At 64.8% G+C, this 23,114-nt stretch carries 24 protein-coding genes; 14 read left to right on the top strand and 10 right to left on the bottom strand.

Features of this window, described 5'->3' with window-relative positions; translation table 11 throughout:
• Positions 1-149: 149 nt before the first annotated feature.
• Positions 150-1,166: a thioredoxin-disulfide reductase gene (trxB, locus tag KUV65_RS07380; RefSeq protein ID WP_222188966.1), complete on the bottom strand. Its 1,017-nt coding sequence runs from the start codon at positions 1,164-1,166 to the stop codon at positions 150-152.
• Positions 1,167-1,405: 239 nt separating this feature from the next.
• Here trxB and KUV65_RS07375 point away from each other — a divergent pair, with 239 nt between their 5' ends.
• A complete protein-coding gene (locus tag KUV65_RS07375; RefSeq protein ID WP_222188964.1) occupies positions 1,406-1,906 on the top strand; it encodes an Lrp/AsnC family transcriptional regulator in 501 nt (166 codons plus the stop codon).
• A 5-nt stretch (positions 1,907-1,911) separates the two neighbouring features.
• Entirely contained in the window at positions 1,912-3,972 is a 2,061-nt protein-coding gene (locus KUV65_RS07370; RefSeq protein ID WP_222188962.1) for a tetratricopeptide repeat-containing sulfotransferase family protein, read from the top strand.
• 94 nt (positions 3,973-4,066) lie between these two features.
• Here KUV65_RS07370 and KUV65_RS07365 read toward each other — a convergent pair whose 3' ends face one another.
• The 4 genes from KUV65_RS07365 to lgt all read right to left on the bottom strand — a co-directional run bounded on the left by KUV65_RS07365 (position 4,067) and on the right by lgt (position 7,269).
• On the bottom strand, positions 4,067-4,204 hold the full coding sequence (locus KUV65_RS07365) for a hypothetical protein (RefSeq protein WP_222188960.1): 138 nt from the start codon (positions 4,202-4,204) through the stop codon (positions 4,067-4,069).
• A 297-nt stretch (positions 4,205-4,501) separates the two neighbouring features.
• A complete protein-coding gene (gene pgeF / locus KUV65_RS07360) occupies positions 4,502-5,278 on the bottom strand; it encodes a peptidoglycan editing factor PgeF (RefSeq protein WP_222188958.1) in 777 nt (258 codons plus the stop codon).
• Positions 5,279-5,281: 3 nt separating this feature from the next.
• The gene (locus KUV65_RS07355; RefSeq protein ID WP_222188956.1) at positions 5,282-6,364 is read right to left on the bottom strand and encodes a class I SAM-dependent methyltransferase; all 1,083 of its coding nucleotides are present in this window, start codon (positions 6,362-6,364) and stop codon (positions 5,282-5,284) included.
• Positions 6,361-7,269: a prolipoprotein diacylglyceryl transferase gene (gene lgt / locus KUV65_RS07350; protein ID WP_222188954.1), complete on the bottom strand. Its 909-nt coding sequence runs from the start codon at positions 7,267-7,269 to the stop codon at positions 6,361-6,363. The genes KUV65_RS07355 and lgt overlap by 4 nt, the downstream gene beginning before the upstream one ends.
• 121 nt (positions 7,270-7,390) lie before the next feature.
• On the opposite strand from lgt, the gene KUV65_RS07345 reads away from it, so the two are divergent.
• From KUV65_RS07345 to KUV65_RS07320, 6 genes are all read left to right on the top strand, one after another.
• Positions 7,391-7,636, top strand: a complete 246-nt coding sequence (locus KUV65_RS07345; RefSeq protein ID WP_222188952.1) for an accessory factor UbiK family protein — start codon at positions 7,391-7,393, stop codon at positions 7,634-7,636.
• 290 nt (positions 7,637-7,926) lie between these two features.
• Positions 7,927-8,484: a DUF2726 domain-containing protein gene (locus KUV65_RS07340; RefSeq protein WP_308124581.1), complete on the top strand. Its 558-nt coding sequence runs from the start codon at positions 7,927-7,929 to the stop codon at positions 8,482-8,484.
• Between the two features lie 253 nt (positions 8,485-8,737).
• Positions 8,738-9,241 (top strand): YbjN domain-containing protein, encoded by a 504-nt coding sequence (locus KUV65_RS07335; RefSeq protein ID WP_222188948.1) that lies wholly within the window; start codon positions 8,738-8,740, stop codon positions 9,239-9,241.
• A gap of 35 nt (positions 9,242-9,276) precedes the next feature.
• A complete protein-coding gene (proC, locus tag KUV65_RS07330) occupies positions 9,277-10,089 on the top strand; it encodes a pyrroline-5-carboxylate reductase (protein ID WP_222188947.1) in 813 nt (270 codons plus the stop codon).
• Positions 10,086-10,427: a tRNA-binding protein gene (locus KUV65_RS07325; protein ID WP_222188946.1), complete on the top strand. Its 342-nt coding sequence runs from the start codon at positions 10,086-10,088 to the stop codon at positions 10,425-10,427. The genes proC and KUV65_RS07325 overlap by 4 nt, the downstream gene beginning before the upstream one ends.
• A complete protein-coding gene (locus KUV65_RS07320) occupies positions 10,427-11,377 on the top strand; it encodes a 2-hydroxyacid dehydrogenase (protein WP_222188945.1) in 951 nt (316 codons plus the stop codon). Before KUV65_RS07325 ends, KUV65_RS07320 begins: the two co-directional genes overlap by 1 nt.
• A gap of 122 nt (positions 11,378-11,499) precedes the next feature.
• Here the strand turns inward: KUV65_RS07320 and KUV65_RS07315 are convergent, their stop codons facing one another.
• Positions 11,500-12,090: a thymidine kinase gene (locus KUV65_RS07315; protein ID WP_222188944.1), complete on the bottom strand. Its 591-nt coding sequence runs from the start codon at positions 12,088-12,090 to the stop codon at positions 11,500-11,502.
• Positions 12,091-12,184: 94 nt separating this feature from the next.
• On the opposite strand from KUV65_RS07315, the gene KUV65_RS07310 reads away from it, so the two are divergent.
• Positions 12,185-12,658 (top strand): hypothetical protein, encoded by a 474-nt coding sequence (locus tag KUV65_RS07310; RefSeq protein ID WP_222188943.1) that lies wholly within the window; start codon positions 12,185-12,187, stop codon positions 12,656-12,658.
• Positions 12,659-12,680: 22 nt separating this feature from the next.
• On the opposite strand, the gene KUV65_RS07305 is transcribed toward KUV65_RS07310, so the two are convergent.
• Positions 12,681-13,805, bottom strand: a complete 1,125-nt coding sequence (locus tag KUV65_RS07305; RefSeq protein WP_222188942.1) for a beta-ketoacyl-ACP synthase III — start codon at positions 13,803-13,805, stop codon at positions 12,681-12,683.
• Positions 13,806-13,930: 125 nt separating this feature from the next.
• A complete protein-coding gene (locus KUV65_RS07300) occupies positions 13,931-15,556 on the bottom strand; it encodes an ABC transporter substrate-binding protein (RefSeq protein WP_222188941.1) in 1,626 nt (541 codons plus the stop codon).
• A gap of 197 nt (positions 15,557-15,753) precedes the next feature.
• On the opposite strand from KUV65_RS07300, the gene KUV65_RS07295 reads away from it, so the two are divergent.
• Positions 15,754-17,100: an ABC transporter permease gene (locus KUV65_RS07295; RefSeq protein WP_308124555.1), complete on the top strand. Its 1,347-nt coding sequence runs from the start codon at positions 15,754-15,756 to the stop codon at positions 17,098-17,100.
• Positions 17,093-17,776 carry an ABC transporter ATP-binding protein gene (locus tag KUV65_RS07290; RefSeq protein ID WP_222188940.1) on the top strand — a complete coding sequence of 228 codons (684 nt, stop codon included), beginning with the start codon at positions 17,093-17,095 and terminating at the stop codon, positions 17,774-17,776. Before KUV65_RS07295 ends, KUV65_RS07290 begins: the two co-directional genes overlap by 8 nt.
• Before the next feature lie 22 nt (positions 17,777-17,798).
• Here KUV65_RS07290 and KUV65_RS07285 read toward each other — a convergent pair whose 3' ends face one another.
• Positions 17,799-18,752, bottom strand: a complete 954-nt coding sequence (locus KUV65_RS07285; protein WP_222188939.1) for an alpha/beta hydrolase — start codon at positions 18,750-18,752, stop codon at positions 17,799-17,801.
• Positions 18,753-18,754: 2 nt separating this feature from the next.
• Positions 18,755-19,048, bottom strand: coding sequence for an SCP2 sterol-binding domain-containing protein (locus tag KUV65_RS07280; protein WP_222188937.1), 294 nt, complete (start codon positions 19,046-19,048; stop codon positions 18,755-18,757).
• Between the two features lie 96 nt (positions 19,049-19,144).
• On the opposite strand from KUV65_RS07280, the gene KUV65_RS07275 reads away from it, so the two are divergent.
• Genes KUV65_RS07275 through KUV65_RS07265 form a run of 3 tightly spaced genes read left to right on the top strand, consistent with a single transcriptional unit; the run spans position 19,145 to position 23,029 of the window.
• The gene (locus tag KUV65_RS07275) at positions 19,145-19,696 is read left to right on the top strand and encodes a tetratricopeptide repeat protein (protein WP_222188935.1); all 552 of its coding nucleotides are present in this window, start codon (positions 19,145-19,147) and stop codon (positions 19,694-19,696) included.
• A gap of 33 nt (positions 19,697-19,729) precedes the next feature.
• Positions 19,730-22,651, top strand: a complete 2,922-nt coding sequence (locus tag KUV65_RS07270; protein WP_222188933.1) for a helicase-related protein — start codon at positions 19,730-19,732, stop codon at positions 22,649-22,651.
• Between the two features lie 6 nt (positions 22,652-22,657).
• Positions 22,658-23,029, top strand: a complete 372-nt coding sequence (locus tag KUV65_RS07265; RefSeq protein WP_222188932.1) for an RNA-binding S4 domain-containing protein — start codon at positions 22,658-22,660, stop codon at positions 23,027-23,029.
• Positions 23,030-23,114: the final 85 nt, after the last annotated feature.

Genomic DNA, 23,114 nt, shown 5'->3' with positions numbered 1-23,114 from the left:
AACACATCTCACATTTCGCAGCCGCAGAAAAGGGGCTGTGGCGAAATTGGCCAATTTCCGCAGCCACGGGGCGGTCAACAGGCCAAAGAAAAGCCCCGCCCGGACGGTCCGGGCGGGGCGAAACGTGGATCTGAAGGCGCTGTTCGGGCTTACTCTGCCGCGCCGACCTCGCCTTCGGCCTTGTCCGTGACGGCGGCATAGGGCCCGGCCTCGGTGGTGGTTTCCCCTTCCTGTTCGGCCAGCCATTTCTCGGCATCAAGCGCGGCCATGCAGCCCATGCCGGCACTGGTCACGGCTTGGCGATAGACATGGTCCGTCAGGTCGCCCGCAGCGAAGACACCGGGAATCGAGGTGCGTGTGGTGCCGGGGGTGACCTTCACGTAGCCGCCGTTGTGCAGCTCGAGCTGGTCCTTGACCAACTCGGTCGCCGGCGCATGGCCGATGGCCACGAAAAAGCCCGCGCAGGGCACCTCGGTGATTTCACCAGTCTGGACGTTCCTGGCGCGCACGCCTTCGACCCCGCGCGGATTGTCGGCGCCGACGACCTCTTCGACCGTGTGGTTCCACAACAGCTCGACCTTGGGGTTCTTGAACAGGCGGTCCTGCATGATCTTCTCGGCGCGCAATTCGTCGCGACGGTGGATGAGCGTGACCTTCGACGCGAAATTCGTCAGGAACAGCGCCTCTTCCACGGCGGTGTTGCCGCCGCCGATCACCACGACCTCCTTGCCGCGATAGAAGAACCCGTCACAGGTGGCGCAGGCCGACACGCCGAACCCCTTGAAATGCTCTTCCGACGGCAGGCCCAGCCATTTGGCCTGTGCCCCGGTCGCCAGAATGATTGCGTCGGCGGTGTAGGTCGTGCCACTGTCGCCGATGGCCGTGAAGGGGCGGTTCTGCAGGTCGAGGCTGCTGATGTGGTCCGAGATGATCTCGGTGCCCATGGCGCGTGCATGCTCCTCCATCCGTACCATCAGGTCGGGGCCCTGCACCTCCGTGTCGCCGGGCCAGTTCTCGACCTCGGTGGTGATGGTCAACTGGCCACCCGGCTGGATGCCCTGGACAAGGATGGGTTCAAGCATGGCACGGCTGGCATAGACGGCTGCGGTGTAGCCGGCCGGGCCGGAGCCGATGATGAGAACGCGGGTGTGACGTGTGTCTGGCATGGCGGACCCCCTTGGGTTCGTTGATCTCGGGGCATGAGGGGTGCAGGCCGCACCCCTCATCGGTGTTGCCGTCGATATAAAGAGTCGACCATGCCGATGAAAGGGGCGCGCGTGTCGCCGCGTTGCGACTTGCATCTTCCAGGTGGCTATTCCATATGTTGCGCAAGCGTGAAATAAAATTGCGCAGACGCACAAATTCTTGGCAGAAAAGAAATGAGCACCTGCCGGAAAGGGATGGCATGCCCAGCACGAAACTCGACCCGATCGATCGCAAGATCCTTGCCGAATTGCAGGAAGATGGCCGGATGACCAATGTCGAGTTGGCCAAGCGCGTGGGCATCTCCGCACCGCCCTGTTTGCGCCGTGTGCGAACGCTGGAAGAGGCGGGCTACATCCGCGGATACCATGCCGATGTCGATCCCCGCCAGCTGGATTTCGAGGTGCAGGTCTTTGCCATGGTGGGCCTGAACAGCCAGGCCGAGGCGGACCTCGTGGCCTTCGAAGACCGCTGTCGCAGTTGGCCCCTTGTGCGGGAATGCCACATGCTGAACGGCGAGATCGACTTCATCCTGAAATGCGTGGCGCCGGATCTGTCGACCTTCCAGAGCTTCCTGACCGAGGAACTGACCGCCGCGCCGAACGTCGCCAGCGTGCGCACGTCGTTGGTGATTCGCGCCGCGAAGGATGCGCCGGGCGTGCCCTTTGACGTGATGGAAGAGCGGCTGAGCCAGTCGGCCTGACCGTCATGTTGCCCCCACGAAAAGAAGAAGTCGCACCGCTCTACCAGCGCGCGCTGAAGTTTCAGCAATCAGGCCAGGTTGTAGAGGCCCAGGCGATCTACGAACGCTTGCTGCTTGCGGTGCCGCGACAGGCCGAGGTGCTGTTTCAACTGGGCCGGATCGAGGCGCAAAGCGGGCGGCTTGACCGCGCGGAACGGCATCTGCGCAAAGCCTTGCAGACCAAGCCGCGTGAAGCGGCCATATGGCAAGCTTTGCACGGGGTTCTGCGCGGCGGGGCGAGGAAGAAGCTGGAGCGCGAGGCCACGAAGGCCGGCATTCTCTTGGGGCAGGCCTCGGATGTGCAGCCCATCATGCGGCTTCTCTCGGAGGGAAAACCGGAGGAGGCGGAGAAACGCGCCATCGCCCTGTTCAAGGCCGCGCCCGCAGCGTCTGCGCCTGCGCATGCGCTGGGACTGGCCCGCATGGCGCGGGGCCATTGGGCCGCTGCGGCGGAGGCACTGAAGGTGGCCCTGTCCCGCGATCCGGAAAACGCGAGCTACAAGGCCGATCTGGCCCGCGCCCTTGCACGCACTGGACGACCCAAGCAGGCTGAGAAGCTGCTCGAAGAGGCGGCCGTTGCGGGATTGAACGTGGCGGCAGATCTTGCACGTCTTTACCGGGAAAGTTGCCGGTTCGAAGACGCGGCCATCTGGTCTGCAAAGGCGGTGAAGTTTTCTCCGCGCGACATTCCAACACTGATGGCGCACGCTGGCGTGTTGGCCGAGTTGCGCAAACCAGAAGAGGCGCGGAAAAGCCTTGCCGCCGCGCTCAAGGCGGGGGGGCAGCCGCAGCGACTGAAATCGCGGCTGGCTTGGGACCTTGAGACTGCCGGCGAACATGACGCGGGCCTTCAGCTCTTGAACGACGCCTTGTCCGACGCACCGAAAGACCCCCTCCTTTTGACCCAGCGCGCGCAGATGTTGCAGACCGCCGGCGATCTTTCCGGCGCAGAGACGGACTTGCGCGCAGCGATTGACGCGGCGCCCGATCATGCAGAGGCGTACCGGGCCTATGTGAACGGAAAAAAACTGTCGGCCGACGATCCCCTGCTTGCCCGGATGGAAGAGCAGTTGGGCAACCCGTCCCTCGACGCTGCGGCGCGCCGCACGCTGAATTTCGCAGCGGCCAAGGCAAAGCATGATCTGGCGAGATACGGGGAGGCCGCAGAGCATCTCGACCGGGCCAACCGACTGGCAGCGCAGGCTTTTCCATACGGTTTCGACGCGGACCTGGCAGAAGCGCGCCTTCTGGTCGAGGATTGGCACACGCATCTGCGTGATGCGGAGACCAATGGCCCCGCTGACCCGGTTCTCTTCGTGACGGGGCTGCCGAGGTCGGGCACGACCCTCGTCGAAACGATCCTTGCGGCACATTCTCGTGTCACGGCCGCGGGCGAATTGCCGTTCCTGGGCCGCGCGCTGGCCCCTGCCATCGAACAGATGCGCGCCGGAGCGGCCGATGACAGCGCATTCGCCGAGGCGGGAGAGCGCTATTTGCGCGCGGCGCGTCGTAGAACCGGCCCGACGGACATCATCGCGGACAAGGCGATCTCGACCTTTTCGCGCATCGGCCATGCGGCGAGGGCCTTGCCGGGCGCGCGTTTTGTCGTGTTGCGCCGTGACCCGCGAGATGTTGGCCTGTCCATCTGGCGCAATTTTTTCCCGGAAGGGCTGCATCGCTACGCCTACGATCTGACCCAAATGGGGCGCTATATCCGGTTGCACGATGCCTTGGTGCAGTTCTGGACCGAGGAATTGCCAGATCGTGTGCTTGTTCTCGAGTATGAGGAGCTGACTGCGCAGCCCGAGGCTGAAATCCGGAAGCTGATCGCGTTCGCGGGCCTCGATTGGGAGGACGCCTGTCTGTCGCCCGAGACGGCCAATCGGGCGATCAAGACGCTGAGTTTTGCCACGGCGCGGCAACCCATCGGACGGGATGCCGTGGCAGGCTGGCGTCACTACGAGGAGGCCCTGGAGCCACTGGTGGACGCCTTGAGCACGTCGGTGGATCTTTCGCGCGTGTCCTGAAGCGATCAGGCGACGCGTGCGCCCGACACGAAGAAGGCGGCCATTCTGGCCGCCCCTTGCAAGCGTTCGTTTTTTCCGATGCGCGTAGCCGGGATCAGCTCGCGGCTTTGAGGCGGATGGGCTTTGCAGCGATACCGCGCTTGGTGCGGACCTGGCGGTGCCACGTCATTTGCACATCTTCCGCCTTCTTGGCTTCTTCAAGGATCGTTTTCATCCAGCGCCGGGTCTTCATCTGCCTGTTCCTTTCGTGCCGCGATCAGTCGCTATCTTGTTGGGTCCCGCCCTTTCCGGGCTTGAGACCAACGTGACCCGAGATGGTGGCAGTCTTTGGGCGTCGACGTTAAGTCGCGGTAAAAATACTGGGCAAAAATGGGGCGAAGATCGGCTTCGGAATGGCCTTTTTCCAAAGGTTTTTCAGAAAATGCGTTCAGACTTTGCGGCGGGAACAAGGCAGCGCTTGCCCGGATGCTGCCCAGGTTTCCCGACCGCCTGTCGGCAGCGCGGCAATCCCGGCCGTTTCGCGAGGGTGTCAGAGGCGAATCGCTGACAGAAGGCGGCCGTAGTCGGCCTCTCCCCGATGGGTGGCGCGGCGATAGGAATAGAAGCGCCCGTGGTCCGAATAGGTGCAATGACGCGTCCATTCGGCATTTTCGATCCCGGCGAGGCGCAACCGCATCAGCCCGTAGGCAGGTAGGTCGAACAGGTATTTGCCGTCGGCCCCGTTGATGAAGAACCGGCTGTTGCCGGGATCCTCATCGAGGAAGCGTTCTAGGAATTCCTGCCCCACTTCATAAGCGCGCTGGCTGATCGACGGCCCGATCACGGCACGGATGTGTTCGCGGCGGGCGCCCATCGCTTCCATCTGGTCCACGGTCGCCTCCAACACGCCATCGATGGCGCCGCGCCATCCGGCATGGGCGGCGGCGACCACGCCCGCCGCGCGGTCCGCGAAGAGCACCGGTTGGCAATCGGCGGTCAGAACGGCGATGGCAAGCCCCGGTGTCGCGGTGACGATGGCATCGGCCTTCGGTCGCTCCCCGTTCAGTGGCGGGCCGTCCAGCGCAACGGCAGCGGCAGAATGGACCTGGTGCACGGTCACCAGCTTGTCCCGGTCGACCTCCAGGGCCTGCGCGGCACGGGCGCGGTTCATCTCGACGATCTCGCGCTGATCGGACGAACCGCCGCCGCAATTGAGCCCTTCGAAGATGCCCGAGGACGCACCGCCACGGCGCGTGAAGAACCCGTGTTGCACCCCGTCGAGCAACGGGGAGGTCAGGATTTCAAGGCTGAGCGAGGCGGCGGACATGGTTCAGGCAGCAGGTCCTTGAGGATCGAGACCGGGGGGCGGGGCCGCACTGGGCGGCATGAGGGCGAGCACTTTGAAGAGGTTTCCCATTTCCTCGGGGTGCGTCAACCGCCTGTGCGCGGCGACAAGCTGATCGCGCGCGGGGCCGGACAGGCCTTTGAGCAGCGTTTGCGCGCGCGGCGTGATCCCGAGCCGTTCCAGAAACACGCCTTGCGGTGTGAGGGTCGAGGGCACAGCCGGGTTTGCCGCCCGCGCCAAGGCCCCAAAGGCGACATGGGCGGTCAGATCCGCGCCGCCCGGATCGGCAAGCGGATCGGCATAGGCATGGCTCGCCATCGCCTGAAACGTGTCGCCGATGCTGGTCCAGTCGCCGTAATCGATGATCAGGGCTGCCCCGCCAAAGGCTGCAACCCGTCGCCCGATTTCACCTGCGATCGCTTCGCCCGCAGGGCACAACTCGACGATCTGGCCCTCGCTGACGTTGTGCAACCGCTCGCTCAAGGCCGCGACGGTTGACGGGGGCGACAGGCCCCAGATCAGGTTTTCGCCGTCGGCCCCGATCATGCGTTCATGCCAGCCATCCGCACCGCCGCGCTGGTATTGGCGGATCGGCAGCGCGTCGAAAAATTCGTTCGCGACCAGGAACAGGGGGCCGCCGTCCGGCACGGTGGCGAGGCTGTCGTGCCAGTGTGGCGCAAAATCCGACAAGAGCCCCTCTTGCGCCGCGCGCAGCGTTGGGGACGCCTCGACCAGGTGCAGTTGCATCGCCCCATGAAGCCCGGGCACCGTGCGGGTTGCACGCAGCGCATCCGCCATCAGCGTCCCTCGGCCCGGGCCCAGTTCCACGAGGTTGAACGGGGATGGCGCGCCTTGGTCCATCCAGACCTGCGCCAGCCACAGCCCCAGCAATTCGCCGAACATCTGGCTGATCTCGGGCGCGGTGATGAAATCGCCCGCGCCGCCAAGCGGGTCGCCGGTGGTGTAGTAGCCATGTTCTGGATGGAGCAGGCATTCGGTCATGTAATCCGCAACGGTCATCGGGCCGGTACGGGCGATCCGTTCGATCAGGCGGTCCTTCAGGGTCATGCCGTGCGCCTGCGCAAGACCAGCCAAAGACCGGCAAGCATCATCGGGATCGTCAGGATCTGGCCCATCGTCAGCCCGAGCGATGGCCCGAATTGCAGCGCATATCCCAACGGGTTGCCGGGGCCTGCGAATTGCGCATCGGGCTGGCGAACGAACTCGACCGCGAACCGGGACAGCCCGTAAATGACGAAGAACATGCCGGTTAGCGCGCCGGGGCGCTTCAGCCAGCCGCGCCGCCAGGCCAGCCACAACAGGATTGCCCCCATGATCAGCCCTTCGAGCACCGCCTCGTAAAGTTGCGAGGGGTGCCGCGCGCAGGCGAGGCCCCAGGCGGTTTCGACCATGCCCTCGGGCGTCAGGCAGTCCTGCGCCGCCCGGCCGGGGAATACCACGGCCCAGGGCACGTAACTGGGCCGCCCCCAAAGCTCGGCATTGATGAAATTCGCGATCCGCCCGAGGAACAGACCGATCGCGACCACCATCGCCATCGCGTCCGCCACTTGCAGCGGCGGGATGCCGTTGCGGCGGCACCAGATCCAGGCCGACAGCGTCACGCCCAGAAGGCCGCCGTGAAACGACATGCCCCCCTCCCAGATCCGCAGGATCGCAAGCGGATCGGACAGGTATCCGCCCGGCTGGTAGAACAGCACGTATCCAAAGCGCCCGCCGAGGATCACGCCAAGGACCACGGCCGTCAAAAGCCCTTCGACCTGGTCCGGGCGCATCGGGCTGGTATCGTTCGGCCAGAGCGTGGGGCGCTTGACCGCCTGCACGATCAGCCACCAACCTGCGGCAAGCCCGACGATATAAGCCAGTGCATACCAGCGCAGGGCAAAGGTGAACTCGCCGATGGTGATCGAGAAGATCTCGGGCGATATCTCGGGAAAGAGGATCGCGTAGGGCATTTGATCTCCGTCCGGGTGCTGGGTCGGCTGCAAGGGGTGGGGGCGACCTGCGTCGAAGTCAACCTTGATCGCTGACGCCAACCGGCCCATATCACGGGGAACGGATTACGGAGAGTGTGTGATGCAGACCCGCAACAAGATCATGGAAGACATGAGCCAACTGATGACGAACGCCATGGGCGTGGCGCAGGGGGCCAAGGCCGAGGCCGAGACGGCGATGAAATCCATGATGGACCGATGGCTGGCCGACCGGGATTTCGTGACCCGCGAAGAATTCGAAGCCGTGCGCGCAATGGCGCAAAAGGCGCGCGAAGAGAACGAAGCCCTCAAGGCCCGCCTCGACGCGCTTGAAGGCGGCAAGGGATAAGACCCGCGTTCACCACCGGAAACTGCAAGGGGCCTGAGGGCCCCTTTTCGCTGTCCCTCTGTCTCCAGCCCCCGAGAGGCCCAATTCCTGCCAACTTGGCATCCAAGTGTTGAGAGAAAGATCGAGGCATCGCTTGGATCACTACGGGCTTCACAGTGGAAAACCTGCTTGTACTTGTCTCCGATCTCCCGGCCTGGACATGGGGTTTGGCGCTCGGGTCTCTGGCGGTTGGGGCTATCTTTTCCCTTCGCGCACGGTCGCACAGATCAAGGGGGCCTGCATCCTTGTCGGTGTCGCCGAAGGCGCGGGCCCTAGGTAAAAAGACAAGGCCGGTTCGCGAAGGCAGAACCGCGGATCACCACGTGCCTGCCAAAGCTGGACTTGCCGTTGTGGATGCGATGCCAGTTGCGGCGCGGCCCGTTTTGAACCGCGCCGAAGACCGCCTCTTCGAACAACTCGATGATCTGGTCTCGACAAGCATCATGGGCCACAACCTGCTTGCGCAGGTTTCGCTTGGCGAATTTCTGATGATCCGCCGAAAGGGGCGCAGCTACGGAGAGTGGCAATCGGATTTCAATCGGGTCAACGCCAAGCGGGTTGATTTCCTGATCGTCGATCGCGATTGGAACCCGGTGCTGGTGATCGAGTATCAAGGGGCCGGGCATTACGGGCCCGATGGCACCATCAAACAAAAACGCGATGCCGAAAAGCGTGACGCGATCAAGCGCATGGCATGCATGTCCGCCGGTATCGGCTTCATGGAAGTGGTGGCGCAGGGTTTGACGGAGAGGCAAGAGGCCGAAATCAAAGCACTCTTTTATCCGCCGTCCTGGATTGCCGCCGAATAGGCGCGTTCACCATCGACATCTGTGGGCAAAGCTGCGGGCACCCCAATATCTTGTGGGTAACCCGAATACTCGTGCCACACCCCCCTGTGCGTCACAAAAATTCTTCTTTACAGAAGTTCCAAGTCACCGCACCATATTTCGTAGGGGCCGGGAATGGCCCGGCGACCCCTAGATAGGACACCCAGCCATTAGTGGGAGTCTTGGGATCGACAACCAAGGCCCTGCGTCGGCTGCCAAACGAGAGGCCTGGGCAATGTCGCATTCCGAGCAGTATCTGGACATCGAGGAACTTCACCCCATCGACATCGTGGAGACGCTGGCCGCGCATCACGAATGGGATTTCGACCGTATCGCCGATGACCAGATCGCCATGGCCATCGAGGGCCAGTGGCGCACCTATTCCGTTACGCTGGCCTGGTCCTCCTATGACGAAACGCTGCGGATGATCTGCACCTTCGACATGGACCCGCCCGAGGAAGGCAAGGCCAAGCTCTACGAGATGCTGAACCTCGTGAACGACCGGTGCTGGGCGGGGGCCTTCACCTGGTGGGGCGCGAACAAGCTGATGGTCTATCGCTACGGCCTCGTTCTCGCGGGCGACCAGTTGGCCAGCCCCGACCAGATCGCCTGCATGGTGGAAACCGCCGTCCTGTCGGCGGAACGCTACTACCCGGCCTTCCAGCTGGCCTTGTGGTCCGACCGCTCTGCCGAAGAGGCCATGCAGGTCGCCATTGCAGAGGGCTACGGCCGCGCCTAACCTCCCGCGGGCAGGAAACGCCCGAGGGAGAAGGCATGTCATTTACCGAGATCGAGCGCCGCGGCCTTGTGATGCTGGGCTGCGGCAAGATGGGGTCGGCCATGTTGGCCGGATGGCTGAAACGGGGGCTTTCGCCTGATGCCGTTTTTGTCCTCGACCCAAACCCGTCCGACTGGCTGAAGGGCACCGGCGTTTCGATCAACGCGGACCTGCCGGACAGCCCCGCTGTCGCGCTCGTCGCGGTCAAGCCGCAGATGATGGGCGAGGCCCTGCCGCGCATGGCGGCCTTCGGTGGCGGCGAGACCTTGTTCATCTCGGTCGCCGCAGGCACGCCGATTGCCGCCTTCGAAGCCGCTTTGGGGGCAGGCACCCGGATCGTGCGGGCCATGCCCAACACGCCGGCCGCCGTGGGCAAGGGCATCACGGCGATCATCGGCAATGACGCCACCGGCGCCGATGATCTCGACACGGCAGAGGCGCTCCTCTCCGCCATCGGGCAAGTGGTCCGGCTGGAGACCGAGGACCAGATCGATGCCGTGACGGGCCTGTCCGGTTCGGGTCCGGCCTACGTGTTCTACATGATCGACGCGCTTGCCGCGGCGGGCGAGGCCGAGGGCTTGCCCAAGCCGCTGGCCATGCAATTGGCGAAGGCCACCGTGGCGGGGGCAGGGGCTTTGGCGGAAGAGGCCGAGGAAACGCCGGAACAGCTTCGGATCAATGTCACGTCGCCCAATGGCACGACGCAAGCGGGGCTTGAGGTGCTGATGAATGACAACGCGGGCCTTCTGCCGTTGATGCGGGCCACCGTTGCCGCCGCCGCCAACCGCAGCCGGGAGTTGAAGGGATGAGCGACCTGATCGGCATCGACGATTTCCTCAAGGTCGATATCCGCGTCGGCACGGTGACCCGCGCCGAACCCTTTCCCGAAGCGCGCAAACCCGCGATCAAGCTATGGGTCGATTACGGCCCCGGGATCGGCGAGAAGAAAAGCTCGGCCCAGATCACGGTGCACTACGCCCCCGAGGACCTGGTCGGGAAGAAGGTGCTGGGGGTGGTGAACTTTCCGCCGCGCCAGATCGGGCCCTTCATGTCTGAGGCGCTGGTCCTGGGCTTTCACGACGAGGATAACGCCGTTGTCCTTGCCGCACCGGACAAGGACGTCCCCAACGGCGCGAGGCTTTGCTGATGAAACTCCTGATCTCCCGCCGCCTGCCGGAGAGCGTGATGGCCGATGCCGAGGATCGCTTTCACGTGACATGCCGCACGACGACCTTGCCGATGGATCACGCGGAATGCGTTGCGGCGCTGCACGCCTACGATGTCATCCTTCCGACCCTGGGCGACGCTTTCACGGCCAGGGCCTTCGCTGAAGCCGGCGAGCCGCGCTGCAAGCTGCTGGCGAATTTCGGTGTCGGCTACAACCATATCGACGTGGCGGCTGCCCGCGCCTCCGGGATCGCGGTGACGAATACGCCCGGTGCGGTCACCGACGCGACCGCCGATATCGCCATGACCCTGATCCTGATGACCGCGCGCCGCACGGGCGAGGGCGAGCGCCTCGTGCGGTCGGGCCAATGGACCGGCTGGCACCCGACGCAGATGCTGGGCCTCCATGTGACCGGCAAGACGGTCTGCGTGATCGGCATGGGCCGCATCGGTCAGGCCATCGCGCGGCGCTGCCATTTCGGCTTTGGCTGCCGCATCGTCTATGTGAACCGCTCGGCCAAGGCGGTCGACTTTCCCGCCGAGCAGATGGGAATGACCGATGCGCTGGCCCAGGCCGATATCGTCGTCCTGGCCACGCCGGGCGGCGCGGACACCCATCACCTGATCGGCGCCGAGGCCTTCGCTGCCATGCAGCCCCACGCGATCTTCGTGAATATCAGCCGCGGCGATGTCGTCGACGAGGCGGCCCTCGTCACCGCGCTGCAACGGGGCGCTTTGGCGGGCGCCGGCCTCGATGTCTACGAATTCGAGCCAAGGGTGCCGGATGCGCTCCTCGGGATGGAGAACGTGTGCCTGTTGCCGCATCTCGGGACGGCGGCACTGGAAGTGCGCGAAGCCATGGGGCGCATGGCGCTGGACAATGTCATCGCCCAGTCCGAAGGGCGCACGCTGCCAAATCCTGTGGACTGACCTGCCCTTCATCTTGGCCGGAAAACTCCGGGGGTGAGGCCGCAGGCCGAGGGGGCAGCGCCCCCTCGTGCGGGCGTCAGCCCGCACCACCGGGCGACGCGCGGAACGCGCGGCGCAACCCCTTACGCAGGGGTGCGGTCCTCGGTTGCCTCGCGAAAATGGCGGCGGCACAGGGCGACATAGCGGTCATTGCCGCCCACCTCGATCTGGTCGCCTTCGGTCAGGGCCTTGCCGTTCTCGTCGACGCGGATCACCATCGTGGCCTTCTTTCCGCAGTGGCAGATCGTGCGGACTTCCCGCATCTCGTCGGCCAGCGCCAGAAGCGCGGCCGAGCCGGGGAACAGCTCGCCACGGAAATCGACCCGCAGACCATATGCCATGACCGGCACATTCAGGTCGTCCACGGCCCGAGCAAGCTGCCAGACCTGGTCGCGGGTCATCCATTGGGCCTCGTCGATCAACACGCAGGCGCAGGGGCCTTGCTGCAGCCGCGCCGCGATCTTGGCAAAGAGGTCATCGTCCTTGGTGTAGGTATCGGCCTCGGCCTCGATCCCGATCCGGCTGCCGATCTTTCCCGCACCCGCCCGGTCATCGAAGCTGGCGGTCAGAAGATAGGTCTGCATCCCGCGTTCATTGTAGTTGTAGGACGCTTGCAGAAGCAGGGTCGATTTCCCCGCATTCATGGTGGAGTAGTGGAAATACAGCTTGGCCATGAGGGGGCTTGTGCCGCAGCCCGGCCTGCCCTGCAAGATTGACCCTCGCGGCCAAACGCGGTTTTGTGCGCCAAACCAGGGAACGGGGGCGGATATGGGCGACGCGGCCAAGGGCTATTTGAAGCGCCATACAGAACGCTTGATCAAGGATGTCGGCTACGCCGCCGCCTGCGAGTTGACGGGTCGGTCCAAGGCGACGCTTGGGCGCTATTTCTCGGAAGCCGAGGAGCATGCCGAACGCTTCATGCCGGTCGATGCTGTCGCGGCGCTCGAAGCCGCGTCCAGTTTCCCGCATGTCACCGCAGCCTTGGCCGAACTGAACGGCGGGCAGATGAGCTATGGCGCGGACCGGCGCAACTCGGTGCGCGGCGAGGGCGAGGCCGGCGTAAATGCCAATGTCATCCGCCTCAGCCAGCGCTTCGCGATCCTGATGGCGGAATATCACCAGTCGATCGAGGATGGCGTGATCTCGGTCAACGAGGCGCGGCGCCTGCTGGAAGAGACCCTGGAGTTGCAGAAGGTTCTCGTCGAGATGAAGCTCCGCCTCGAAGCCGAAAGCCGCAGCTAGCCGAGTCGGTAAGCCAAAGACGTCAGCCCGCCCGTTCCACGATCACCGACCCGACGGAATAGCCCGCTCCGAAGGAGCAGATCAGCCCCATGTCGCCGGGTTTCAGATCCTCGGAGTATTTCGCAAAGGCGATGATGGACCCGGCCGAGGACGTGTTGGCGTAATCCTGCAGGATATTGGGTTGTTCCCCCGGTTCGGGCGTGCGGCCCAGGACCTTCTTTCCGATGTAGTCGTTCATGGTCTTGTTGGCCTGGTGCAGCCAAAGCCGCTTGAGATCATCTGCCCGCACGTCCGCATCGGCCATGTGATCTGCAATGTGTTGCGCGACTAGCGGCAGCACTTCCTTGAAGACCTTGCGCCCGTTCTGCATGAACTGCATGTCGCGCCGATCCTCCATGTGCCCTTTGCGGGTGCGGCGCAGGAACCCGTCATTGTTGCGGATGTTGTTGGAGAACTGCGTCGCGCAACGGGTGGACCGGATGGTGAAGTGCGGCCCGACCACAAGGTCTGCGCGCTCGATCAGCACGGCGGTGCAGACATCGCCGAAAATGAAATGGCAATCGCGGTCGCGCCATTCGAGGTGGGCCGAACAGATCTCGGGGTTCACGACAAGCGCGCGACGGATGCTGCCCGACCGGATCATGTCTGCCGCAGCCTGGATGCCGAACGTGGCCGAGGAACAGGCGACGTTCATGTCGAAGCCGAAACCACCGGTGCCCAGCAGGTCCTGGATCTCGATGGCAATGGCGGGGTAGGCGCGTTCGTGGTTCGACGCCGCGCAGATCACCGCATCCACGTCAGCTGCATCCACGCCCGCCATGTTCAGCGCATCGCGACAGGCCGACAGCGCCATTTCCGCCATCTGGCCCGGTTCGTCATCGCTGCGTTCGCGCAGCCAGGGGTGCATCACCTCGGGGTCCAGAACGCCCGATTTGTCCAGGACGTAACGCTGTTCGATGCCCGACGCCGCGACGATGAACTCGGAGGAGGAGGGCTGTTTCGCCTCGACCTCACCCGCCGCGATGGCCTCGGCATGGTCCGCGTTCCAGAGCGCCGCATAGGCGTTGAACGCGTCGACCAGTTCGTCATTGGTGACGACCTGCGAAGGCGTGAAAACGCCTGAGCCTGTGATGGCGGGCTGGTGCATGTCTCTCTTCCCATGTGGTTCAGGCAAAGGACCGCAGGGCGCAGGGCTGGTCAAGGGCGTGGATGCGAAACGCAGGCCGGTTTTGGGCCGGCCCGCGTGGGTGTCGTGGCGTCATGTGTCGGCGATCAGGCCGCGAAACCCAGCTTGTGGATGTGGATTTCGTTGATCGGGTGCGTGTCGCCGCCCACCACGTTCGGCAGGAAGTGACGATAGAGCGATCGCCAGTAGGGCTGGATGATCGTGCCATCGTCGATCAGGAACTGCTCGATCCGGGCCATGACGTCGCGGCGGGCATCGGCATCCGCGATGGCCGAGGCTTCGGCCAGCATCGTGTCGAACTCTTCGCTGGCCAGTCCCGTCTCGTTCCACGCCGCACCCGCCGTGTAGGCCAGCGTCAGGTTCTGAACGCCAAGCGGTCGGTGGCCCCAGTCGGTCGAGGAGAACGGGTAAACCGCCCAGTCGTTCCAGAAGGTCGCGCCCGGATAGATCGTCCGCGTCACGTTGAAGCCGGCATCGCGCAATTGCGCGGCCAAGGCGTCCGTGGTCGGCCGCCGCCAGCTGTCGTCGATCGAGATCAACTCGTGCTCGAACTCCGATTGACCGGCGTCTTCCATCAGCGCACGCGCGGCCTCGGGATCGTACTGCGCCGGGCCGATATCGGCATACTCGGGATGGATCGGGCAGACATGGTGGTTTTCGGCCACCTGGCCGCGCCCATTGATGCCCAGGTCCAGAAGAACCTGGTTGTCGCAGGCCAGCGCCAGGGCGCGACGCACGCGCACATCGTCATAGGGCGGGCTGTTGCGGTTCGTCCGCAGCACCAGGGTGTTGGCCGACAGCGCCTCGGACCGGGACCAGCCGATGGCGTCCATGATGTCGATGAAATCGCCGAAGGTCTCGTAGAGCATGTCGATTTCGCCGGCCTCGGCCGAGGCGACGTGAGCGGCCTGATCGGTGCCGAGGTCGATGAACTCGATCCGGTCCAGCGCGGCGCCTTCGCCCCACCACTGGTGATCGGTGTTCTTTTCCAGAACCGCCCGAACGCCGACTTCGAATTCCGTGATCCGATAGGGCCCGGTCCCCACCGGGTTGTCGAGCGGGTTGCCGGAGAAGCCATTCTTCACGATGGCCGAGGCGTAGTCGGACACGGTCGGAATGATGGTGATGTCCGGTCGGCTGAGGTTCAGGCGCAGCGTGTGATCGTCGACGATCTCGATCGCGCCATCGGCGGCCCCGGTCTGGTCCGCGTTCTGATAGGCGCCGACCCGTGACGCCATGGAGTTGCCCTCCATCGACGCATCGCACCAACGGTCGAGGTTGTAGGCCACGTCCTCGGCGGTGAAGGGCGTGCCGTCGTTCCACATCACGCCTTGCCGCAGGTTGAAGATGTATTGCGTGGCGTCCTCGTTCACCTCCCAGCTTTCAAGCAGGCGGCCCTCGAAGGTGCCGTCGCGATTGTACTGCACGAGGTATTCCAGCAGCCCGCGGGTGATGTTGCCGACCTGCGGCCAGTCATAGGTCGGTGGATCTTTCAGCGCGCGCACATCCATCTGGATGCGCATGGTCCCGCCTTGCTGAATATCGGCTTGGGCGCGGGCCGGTGTGACGCCGATCAGGGCATAGGCCCCGGCGGCGGAAACGCCGAGCGCGGTGGCCCGGGTCAGGAACTCGCGCCGCGACAGGGTGCCGTCGGCAACCTCTTGCGCGTAGGCGCGCGCGGCGGGATGCACATTGCGTGCGGAAAACATCATGGAAAACTCTCCCGGTTGGCCCGTTCAGGTGTCTCTCTATCGGTGGTCGCATGGTCCAAAAGCGACATGAATGATTAAAAACGACATACCCGTCGCTGGCAACCAGAGATCAGCCGACGCGCATCTGTGATAGCCGGGCTTCTTGACACGCCTGTGAAACTGACCACCTTGCGCCCGACCCAGAGACGGAGGCCTTTGTGGCGCACTCTCCCCCGCCGTTTTCCGGCTATGAATTCATGATCGCCTGGCGCTACCTGCGCGCGCGCCGCGCCGAGGGCGGGGTCAGCACGATGACCTGGATCAGTTTCATCGGCATCGCATTGGCCGTCATGGCCCTGATCGCGACGCTGGCGGTTCGCTCGGGGTTCCGGCATGAATTCGTGGGCACGATCCTCGGTGCGAACCCGCATGTCAGCGTGTTGGGCCAGGAACGCTACGCCTATACCGATGAAGAACTCGAACTGATCGCCAACAACCCCGACGTCGCCGCGGCGCTGGAGGGGCGGGCGGCGACGACGCGCACGATCGCCTACCCCGAGGAGGTCGCCGAGGCGGTGCGCGCCGTGCCGGGGGTGGTGCATGCCGCCGCCGTGATCCGGGCCGAGGTCATGGCCAGCGCCTCGGGCGAGGATACGCTCGGGCAGGTGATCGGCATCACCTTGGAGGATTTGCGGACCGTGCCCCTTGTCCGCGATCCGGAGATCTACTGGGGCGACCTCGACCGCTTCGAAGAGGGGGTGGCGATCGGGGATGCCTTGGCGCGGCGCCTCGGGATCCGCGTGGGCGACGAGATCCGCATCACATCGCCCAACGGCGCGCAGACTGCCGGGGGGCGAGCGGCCCGGATCGGCAGTTACGAGGTCGTCTATATCTTCCGTGTCGGGCGATACGACATCGACTCGATCCGGATCTACATGCCGATGGCCGAGGCGCAGAGCTTCTTCAACCGTGACGGCGTCGCTGACAGCATAGATATCGCGGTGGAGGACCCCGAGGGCGTGGAGGCGATGTATGCACCGCTGGCGCGCGCCGCCGGCGAAGGTGTCTACCTGCGCACATGGGAGGACAGCGCCGGGGCTTACCTGCGCGCCTTGCAGATGGAAGATAACGTGATGTTCATCATCCTCTCCATCCTCGTGCTGATCGCCACGATGAATATTGTGTCAGGCCTGATCATGCTGGTGAAGAACAAGTCCCGCGATATCGGCATCCTGCGCACCATGGGCTTGACCGAAGGGGCGGTGTTGCGCGTGTTCTTCATCTGCGGCTCGGCCATCGGGGTTGCGGGAACGGTCATGGGGGTCGCGCTGGGTTGTGCCTTCGCGATCTGGATCGACCCGATCTTTTCCTTCGTGAACTTTCTTGCGGGCGGGGGCGTCTGGGACCCTTCGGTGCGGTTCCTGTCCAGCCTGCCGGCGCGGCTGGAGCTTGGCGACGTGCTCAGCGCGGTCAGCCTGTCGCTTGGCCTGTCCTTCTTTATCACGATCTTCCCGGCGCGGCGCGCGGCGCGGATGAACCCGGTCGAGGCGTTGCGCTATGAGTGATCCGGTGCTGTCCCTCGACGGGATCGAAAAGGGCTACAACCGCGGCAAGGCGAATGAAGTGTTGGTGTTGCGCGGTGCGAGCGCCGTGATCCAACCGGGTGAGGTGGTCGGTTTGGTCGCCCCGTCCGGGGCGGGGAAGTCGACGCTTCTTCATATCGCGGGGCTGCTCGACACGCCTGATAGCGGGCATGTCGTGATCGCCGGGCAGGACATGGCGCAGGCCTCGGACCGGGCGCGCACGACCGTGCGACGCGATCTTGTCGGCTTCGTCTACCAGTTTCACCACCTGCTGCCGGAATTCACGGCAGCGGAGAATATCATCGTTCCGCAACTGGCCAACGGAACGCCGCGCGGCGAGGCCGCTGATCGCGCCGAGATGTTGCTGTCCAAGGTGGGGCTTTCCGCCCGCGGCAGCCATCGGCCCGGTGCGCTGTCGGGGGGAGAGCAACAACGCGTCGCCTTTTGCCGTGCCCTGGCGAACGCTCCGCGCCTGCTGCTGGCGGACGAACCGACCGGCAATCTCGACCCGGAGACGTCGGATACCGTCTTCGGTGTGCTGATGGAACTGGTGCGCGAGACAGGCATGTCCGCGCTGATCGCGACCCATAATCATGACCTTGCGGCGCGCATGGATCGCGTGCTGCGCCTGGATCAGGGCGTGCTGGTCAACGGGTGACGGGCGCAGGTGGCAACCGCGGTTACGGGTGCGTTTCGAACCAGGTCAGGATCTCGTCCAGGGTTTTCTGACGCCGCCCGGGGCTTTCCATCAGAACCTCGTGTTCGCCGCCCTCGATCTCGACATAGCGGCCATCGGGCCAATCTTGCATACGCTCGCCGACGACCGGCACCTCGACGATGCGTTCACGCGTGCCGACAAGGGCCAGAACGGGCATGTCGAGCGGATCCTTGCGCATCAACTCCCGCGTTTCCCGCAGAGCGGCCCGGACCCACAGGTTGGACGGCCCACCAAGCGCAAGCTCGGCGTGCTGACGGATCTGGCGCATCATGTAGTCGAACTGGTCGCGATCCGTGGTCAGCGGGTTGTCGTCATATTCCATCGGCTCCCACGGGCCGGTGGTGGGCGCGAAGGTGGTGCCAAATCCCAGCGGCCCGGCCAGCCCAAGCACCACGGAGGCGATGGACTTCAGGAACGGGGTCATCTGGATGCCCCACATCGGGCCGGTGAACGCCGCCGATTGAACGGGTAAGCCGTCGTACAGGGCGCGCAATCCGATGCAGCCGCCCATGGAATGCGCGATAAGGTAGAAGGGGCCCTGAACCCCCAGCGAGTCGAGCCCCGCGCGAAAGGCGTCCACGTCCTGCCGGTACTCGTCGAAACTGGTGACGTGCCCCATGTCGCGCCGATGCATGGGACGGTCGGCGAGGCCTTGGCCCCGCCAGTCGAACGCGGCCATCCCGTAACCGGCGGCCGCGAAATCGGCCGCCAGTCTGCCGTATTTCTCGACATACTCGGTTCGGCCGGGGAACATCAGGATCGTTCCCTTTTCGCCCTCGGGCCAAAGCCCAAGGCGCAGCCGCGTGCCATCGGCGCTTGTCACCCACCATGCGCGCGCACCCGCAGGTCCCTCGGCGATATCGTCGAGGAAGGGGGCGGGTTCGAGACCTGGGAGGGATCTGGCCGACAGCATCATGCTCAGCTCAGTGCAGACCCGAGTTTCATCGCGGTGCCCATGTCCCCGTCGAGTTTCAGGCGGCCCGACATGAAAGCGGCGGTCGGGTCGAGATCCCCGGCCAGGATTTCCTGGAACGTGTCCGCATCCGCGGTCATCACAACATCGGCGGCATCGTCGTCCGATGCCTCGCGCACGGTGTCGCCGTCAACATAGACAGCACCTTCGTCCTCGATGACGAATTTCGCCGTGCCGTCGAAGCCGCCGTCAAGTTTCGCAGCGATTGCCTCGACAGCCGCGTTGATCGTTTCGCTCATGGGTGGTCTCTCCGTCTTGTCCTTGGTCCTGTGGCGGTGCCCGGCTCGCGCGCGTTTGATGTGGATTGCGCCTTCGGGCGTGCTACAAAACAAACCATGAGGTTTCCGAAACGCATTCTCAACGTTCTCGTCGCGGCAGTCATCTGCGGGTTTCCCGTAGTTGCAGCGGCCCAAGTCACGGCCGACGAGTTGCTGGATCGACTCGCCCAGCCGGATTTGCGGAACTGGGACGTGGTCGAGGCGCAGCTTTACCAGGAATGGTCGCGCTCTGGCTCGGCGACGGCGGACTACCTGCTGCGCATGGGGCGCGAGGCGATGGAAGCGCAGGATTTCCCGGTGGCCTACGACCATCTGACCGCGCTGACCGATCATGCGCCGGAATTTGCCGAAGGCTGGAACACCCGCGCCACGCTGTTTTTCGAGATGGGCAGCTACGGCCCCGCGATTGCCGATATCCAGCGCACCCTGGTGCTTGAGCCCCGTCACTTCGGCGCGCTGAGCGGGCTTGGCTTCATGCTGGAAGAGATGGGCGAACTGGAAGATGCGCTGGCCGCCTTCGAAGCCGCCCGCGCTATACATCCCCACCATCCCGAAATACAAAGCGGCATCGAACGCATCGAGCGTCAGCTGGAAGGCCGGACGCTCTAGGCAGCGGCGCCTCGGGCCCGAAGGGGATTTGCCATGCAGGACTTGAGCGGACGCGGTCGCGTTGCCGCCGTGCTCGGCCCCACCAACACGGGCAAGACTCATTACGCGATTGAACGCATGCTGGCGCATCGCACCGGCATGATCGGGCTGCCGCTGCGTCTGCTCGCCCGCGAAGTCTATGACAAGATCGTCGCCCTGCGCGGCCCGTCGGTGGTTGCGCTGGTCACCGGCGAAGAGCGGATCGTCCCCGAGCGCACGCAATACTGGGTCTGCACCGTCGAGGCGATGCCCATGGGCCTGGGAACGGATTTCCTGGCCGTGGACGAGATCCAGCTGTGTGGCGACCTGGAGCGCGGCCATGTTTTCACGGATCGGCTGCTGCATGCGCGCGGGCTGCACGAAACCTTGTTCCTTGGTGCGGACACGATGCGCAACGCCATCGCGGCGCTGGTGCCGCGGTGCCAGTTCATGCGCCGCGAACGTTTTTCAGAGCTTGTGTATGCAGGTTCGAAAAAGATAAGCCGGATGCCCCCTCGCAGCGCGATCGTGGGGTTCTCGGTCGATAATCTCTATGCCACCGCCGAGTTGTTGCGCCGCCAAAAGGGCGGCGCCGCGGTGGTCATGGGGGCGCTTTCGCCCCGGACCCGCAACGCCCAGGTCGAGCTTTACCAGAACGGCGATGTCGATGTGCTGGTGGCCACCGACGCCATCGGGATGGGCCTGAACCTCGATATTCGCCATGTCGCCTTTTCGGGCCTGCGCAAGTTCGATGGGCGACGGATGCGCGACCTCATGCCGAACGAACTGGCCCAGATCGCGGGGCGGGCCGGGCGCCATACGCAGGCCGGAACCTTTGGCGTCACGGGGGAGGCGCCGCCCCTCGATGACGGTCTCGCGCAAGCGATCATGGAGCATCGCTTTGCGCCCGTGCGAAAGCTGCAATGGCGTAACTCGGACCTCGATTTCGGATCGGTCGAGCGGTTGATCGCGTCGCTGGAAGAACGGACGGATGACGAATGGCTGGCCCGCGCCCGCGAGGCCGACGACCTCAAGGCGCTGAAAGACCTAGCCGCGCGGAGCGAGATTGCCGAGCGGGTTCGCGATGCGCGGGATGTGAAACTCCTGTGGGATGTCTGCCGCATCCCCGATTTCCGGGGAATCAGCCATGCCGAACACTCCGACCTGTTGGGGCGCATTTTCGGGTTTCTCCACGAAACGGGCCGTGTTCCCGACGATTGGCTGGCCCGGCAGGTCAAGCGGATCGACCGGACCGATGGCGATATCGACACATTGTCGAAACGCTTGGCGTATATCCGCACATGGACCTATGTCGCGCAGCGCTCGGGGTGGGTTGATGACGAAACCCATTGGCGCGGGACGACCCGTGCCGTAGAAGACCGCCTGTCGGACGCCTTGCATGGTGCGCTGACGCAAAGATTTGTCGACCGGCGGACGAGTGTCCTCCTTCGCCGGTTGAAACAGAAGGAGAGCCTGGTGGCCGATGTGAATGACAAGGGTGAAGTGACTGTCGAAGGCCAGGTGCTCGGCCGGATCGCAGGGTTCCGTTTCCTTCAGGATGAGACAGCCAGCCCGGACGAAGCCAAGACGCTGCGGCAGGCCGCCATGGCCGCCCTGCGCCCGGAATTTCACCTGCGCGCCGACCGCATGTACAACGCACCCGACACCGAGTTCGACCTGACCGAACAGGGCGGTCTGATGTGGGGCGAGATGGCGGTTGGCAAACTGGTCGCCGGTCCCGAGGTGTTGCGCCCGACGGCCGAGGCCTTCGTCGAGGAAGAAGCCGGCGCCGAGGTGATCCAGAAAGTGCAGCGGCGTTTGCAGCACTACGTTGACCGCCGCATCGCCGCCCAGTTCGAGCCGCTCGTCGCCATGTCGCGCGATGAAACGATCACCGGGCTTGCCCGCGGCGTGGCCTTCCGCCTGTTCGAAGGGTTCGGCATCGTGCCGCGCACCGAGATCGCCGACGACATCAAGGCGCTCGACCAGGAGGCGCGCGGCCTGCTGCGCAAGCATGGGGTGCGGTTCGGTCAGTTCACGATCTTCCAGCCCGCCCTGTTGAAGCCCGCGCCGACCCGCCTGCGGCTGGTGCTTTGGGGGTTGGCGCAGGGCATGGACGAGTTGCCCGACAGCCCGCCGCCGGGCCTCGTGACCATCCCCAACGACACGGCCCATAGCCGCGAATACTACACGATGGCGGGCTACCGCACCGCTGGCACACGCGCGATCCGCATCGACATGCTGGAGCGTCTTGCCGACATGCTGCGCGGACAGGACACGCGCGGCGGGTTCGAAGCGACGGCCGACATGTTGTCGATCACGGGCCTGACCCTCGAACAATTCGCCGACCTCATGGGCGGTTTGGGCTACAAGGCCGAACGCGGGGAGCGTGCGAAGGTGAAGGCCGCGCCGGAACCCGCTGCGACCGATGCACCGGAAACGGTGGACGAGACGCCGCTTGGCGCGACTGTCCCAACCGGGCTGGAAGGGGCAGATACGCCCGACCCCGAAGCGCCGACCGAGGTGCCGGACGATACCCCGGCCGAGACGCCGGTCGAAGCCCCGAGCGAAGCCCCCGCTGAAGCGCCGACCGAGATGCCGGACGAAACTCCGTCCGAGGCTCCGGCCACGCCGCCTGCGGAAACGCCGGAGACCGGGGCAGAGCCTGAGATGGAAGTGTTCTACACGTTCGCCTGGGCGCCACGCCGTCGGGCCGGTGGTGCGCCGCGAGATCGCGCGGATGCGGGCCGGGGAACCCCGGGGGGCAAGCCCAAATCCGGTCGCAAGCAAGGCGGCGGCAAACCCCGCGGCAAGGGCGGCAAGCCCAAGCATGGCGACAAGCCGCGGAGTTTCTCGTCCGCCCCGAAGAAGAAAGAAAAGGCGATCGACCCGGACAATCCGTTCGCGGCCCTGGCGGCCCTCAAAGACCGGTCCTGACGCCATTTGACAGAGCCCAAGCGCACGGATCGACTCGATCGCTGGTTGTGGCAGGCGCGGTTCTTCAAGACCCGGAGCCTTGCCGCACGCCGCGTGTCCGAAGGCGCGGTGCGGGTCAATGCCGACCGTGTGACGAAACCTGCCGCCAGCGTCGGAGAGGGGGACGTCCTGACCTTTCCGCAGGGGCGCCAGATCCGCGTTGTCCGTATTGCGGCGCTTGCGACGCGGCGTGGCCCGGCGAGCGAGGCGCAAACCCTCTACGACGACCTGACACCGCCCGAAGACAAAGTCGCAGCCCCGGCCCGGGTTGGCCCGCGCCCGACCAAGAAGACACGGCGCGACCTCGACGCGTTTCGCGGCGCGGCAGAAGACGACTGAAAGCTGCGCGAAAAAATCGCATCCAGACGCTCGGGTTGGTCTTGGAAAGCTGTCAACCTGGCTTTACAGTTCCCCAACACATGGT

The organism is Maritalea mobilis (assembly GCF_019800885.1).
In the GTDB taxonomy this organism is placed as follows: domain Bacteria; phylum Pseudomonadota; class Alphaproteobacteria; order Rhodobacterales; family Rhodobacteraceae; genus Roseibacterium; species Roseibacterium beibuensis.
This window is presented reverse-complemented; position numbering and strand designations above follow the sequence as displayed.

Coding starts and splice junctions, on each gene's coding strand:
- trxB (WP_222188966.1), bottom strand. CDS start 1,166: ATGCCAGACACACGTCACACCCGCGTTCTCATCATCGGCTCCGGCCCG.
- KUV65_RS07375 (WP_222188964.1), top strand. CDS start 1,406: ATGCCCAGCACGAAACTCGACCCGATCGATCGCAAGATCCTTGCCGAA.
- KUV65_RS07370 (WP_222188962.1), top strand. CDS start 1,912: ATGTTGCCCCCACGAAAAGAAGAAGTCGCACCGCTCTACCAGCGCGCG.
- KUV65_RS07365 (WP_222188960.1), bottom strand. CDS start 4,204: ATGAAGACCCGGCGCTGGATGAAAACGATCCTTGAAGAAGCCAAGAAG.
- pgeF (WP_222188958.1), bottom strand. CDS start 5,278: ATGTCCGCCGCCTCGCTCAGCCTTGAAATCCTGACCTCCCCGTTGCTC.
- KUV65_RS07355 (WP_222188956.1), bottom strand. CDS start 6,364: ATGACCCTGAAGGACCGCCTGATCGAACGGATCGCCCGTACCGGCCCG.
- lgt (WP_222188954.1), bottom strand. CDS start 7,269: ATGCCCTACGCGATCCTCTTTCCCGAGATATCGCCCGAGATCTTCTCG.
- KUV65_RS07345 (WP_222188952.1), top strand. CDS start 7,391: ATGCAGACCCGCAACAAGATCATGGAAGACATGAGCCAACTGATGACG.
- KUV65_RS07335 (WP_222188948.1), top strand. CDS start 8,738: ATGTCGCATTCCGAGCAGTATCTGGACATCGAGGAACTTCACCCCATC.
- proC (WP_222188947.1), top strand. CDS start 9,277: ATGTCATTTACCGAGATCGAGCGCCGCGGCCTTGTGATGCTGGGCTGC.
- KUV65_RS07325 (WP_222188946.1), top strand. CDS start 10,086: ATGAGCGACCTGATCGGCATCGACGATTTCCTCAAGGTCGATATCCGC.
- KUV65_RS07320 (WP_222188945.1), top strand. CDS start 10,427: ATGAAACTCCTGATCTCCCGCCGCCTGCCGGAGAGCGTGATGGCCGAT.
- KUV65_RS07315 (WP_222188944.1), bottom strand. CDS start 12,090: ATGGCCAAGCTGTATTTCCACTACTCCACCATGAATGCGGGGAAATCG.
- KUV65_RS07310 (WP_222188943.1), top strand. CDS start 12,185: ATGGGCGACGCGGCCAAGGGCTATTTGAAGCGCCATACAGAACGCTTG.
- KUV65_RS07305 (WP_222188942.1), bottom strand. CDS start 13,805: ATGCACCAGCCCGCCATCACAGGCTCAGGCGTTTTCACGCCTTCGCAG.
- KUV65_RS07300 (WP_222188941.1), bottom strand. CDS start 15,556: ATGATGTTTTCCGCACGCAATGTGCATCCCGCCGCGCGCGCCTACGCG.
- KUV65_RS07290 (WP_222188940.1), top strand. CDS start 17,093: ATGAGTGATCCGGTGCTGTCCCTCGACGGGATCGAAAAGGGCTACAAC.
- KUV65_RS07285 (WP_222188939.1), bottom strand. CDS start 18,752: ATGATGCTGTCGGCCAGATCCCTCCCAGGTCTCGAACCCGCCCCCTTC.
- KUV65_RS07280 (WP_222188937.1), bottom strand. CDS start 19,048: ATGAGCGAAACGATCAACGCGGCTGTCGAGGCAATCGCTGCGAAACTT.
- KUV65_RS07275 (WP_222188935.1), top strand. CDS start 19,145: ATGAGGTTTCCGAAACGCATTCTCAACGTTCTCGTCGCGGCAGTCATC.
- KUV65_RS07270 (WP_222188933.1), top strand. CDS start 19,730: ATGCAGGACTTGAGCGGACGCGGTCGCGTTGCCGCCGTGCTCGGCCCC.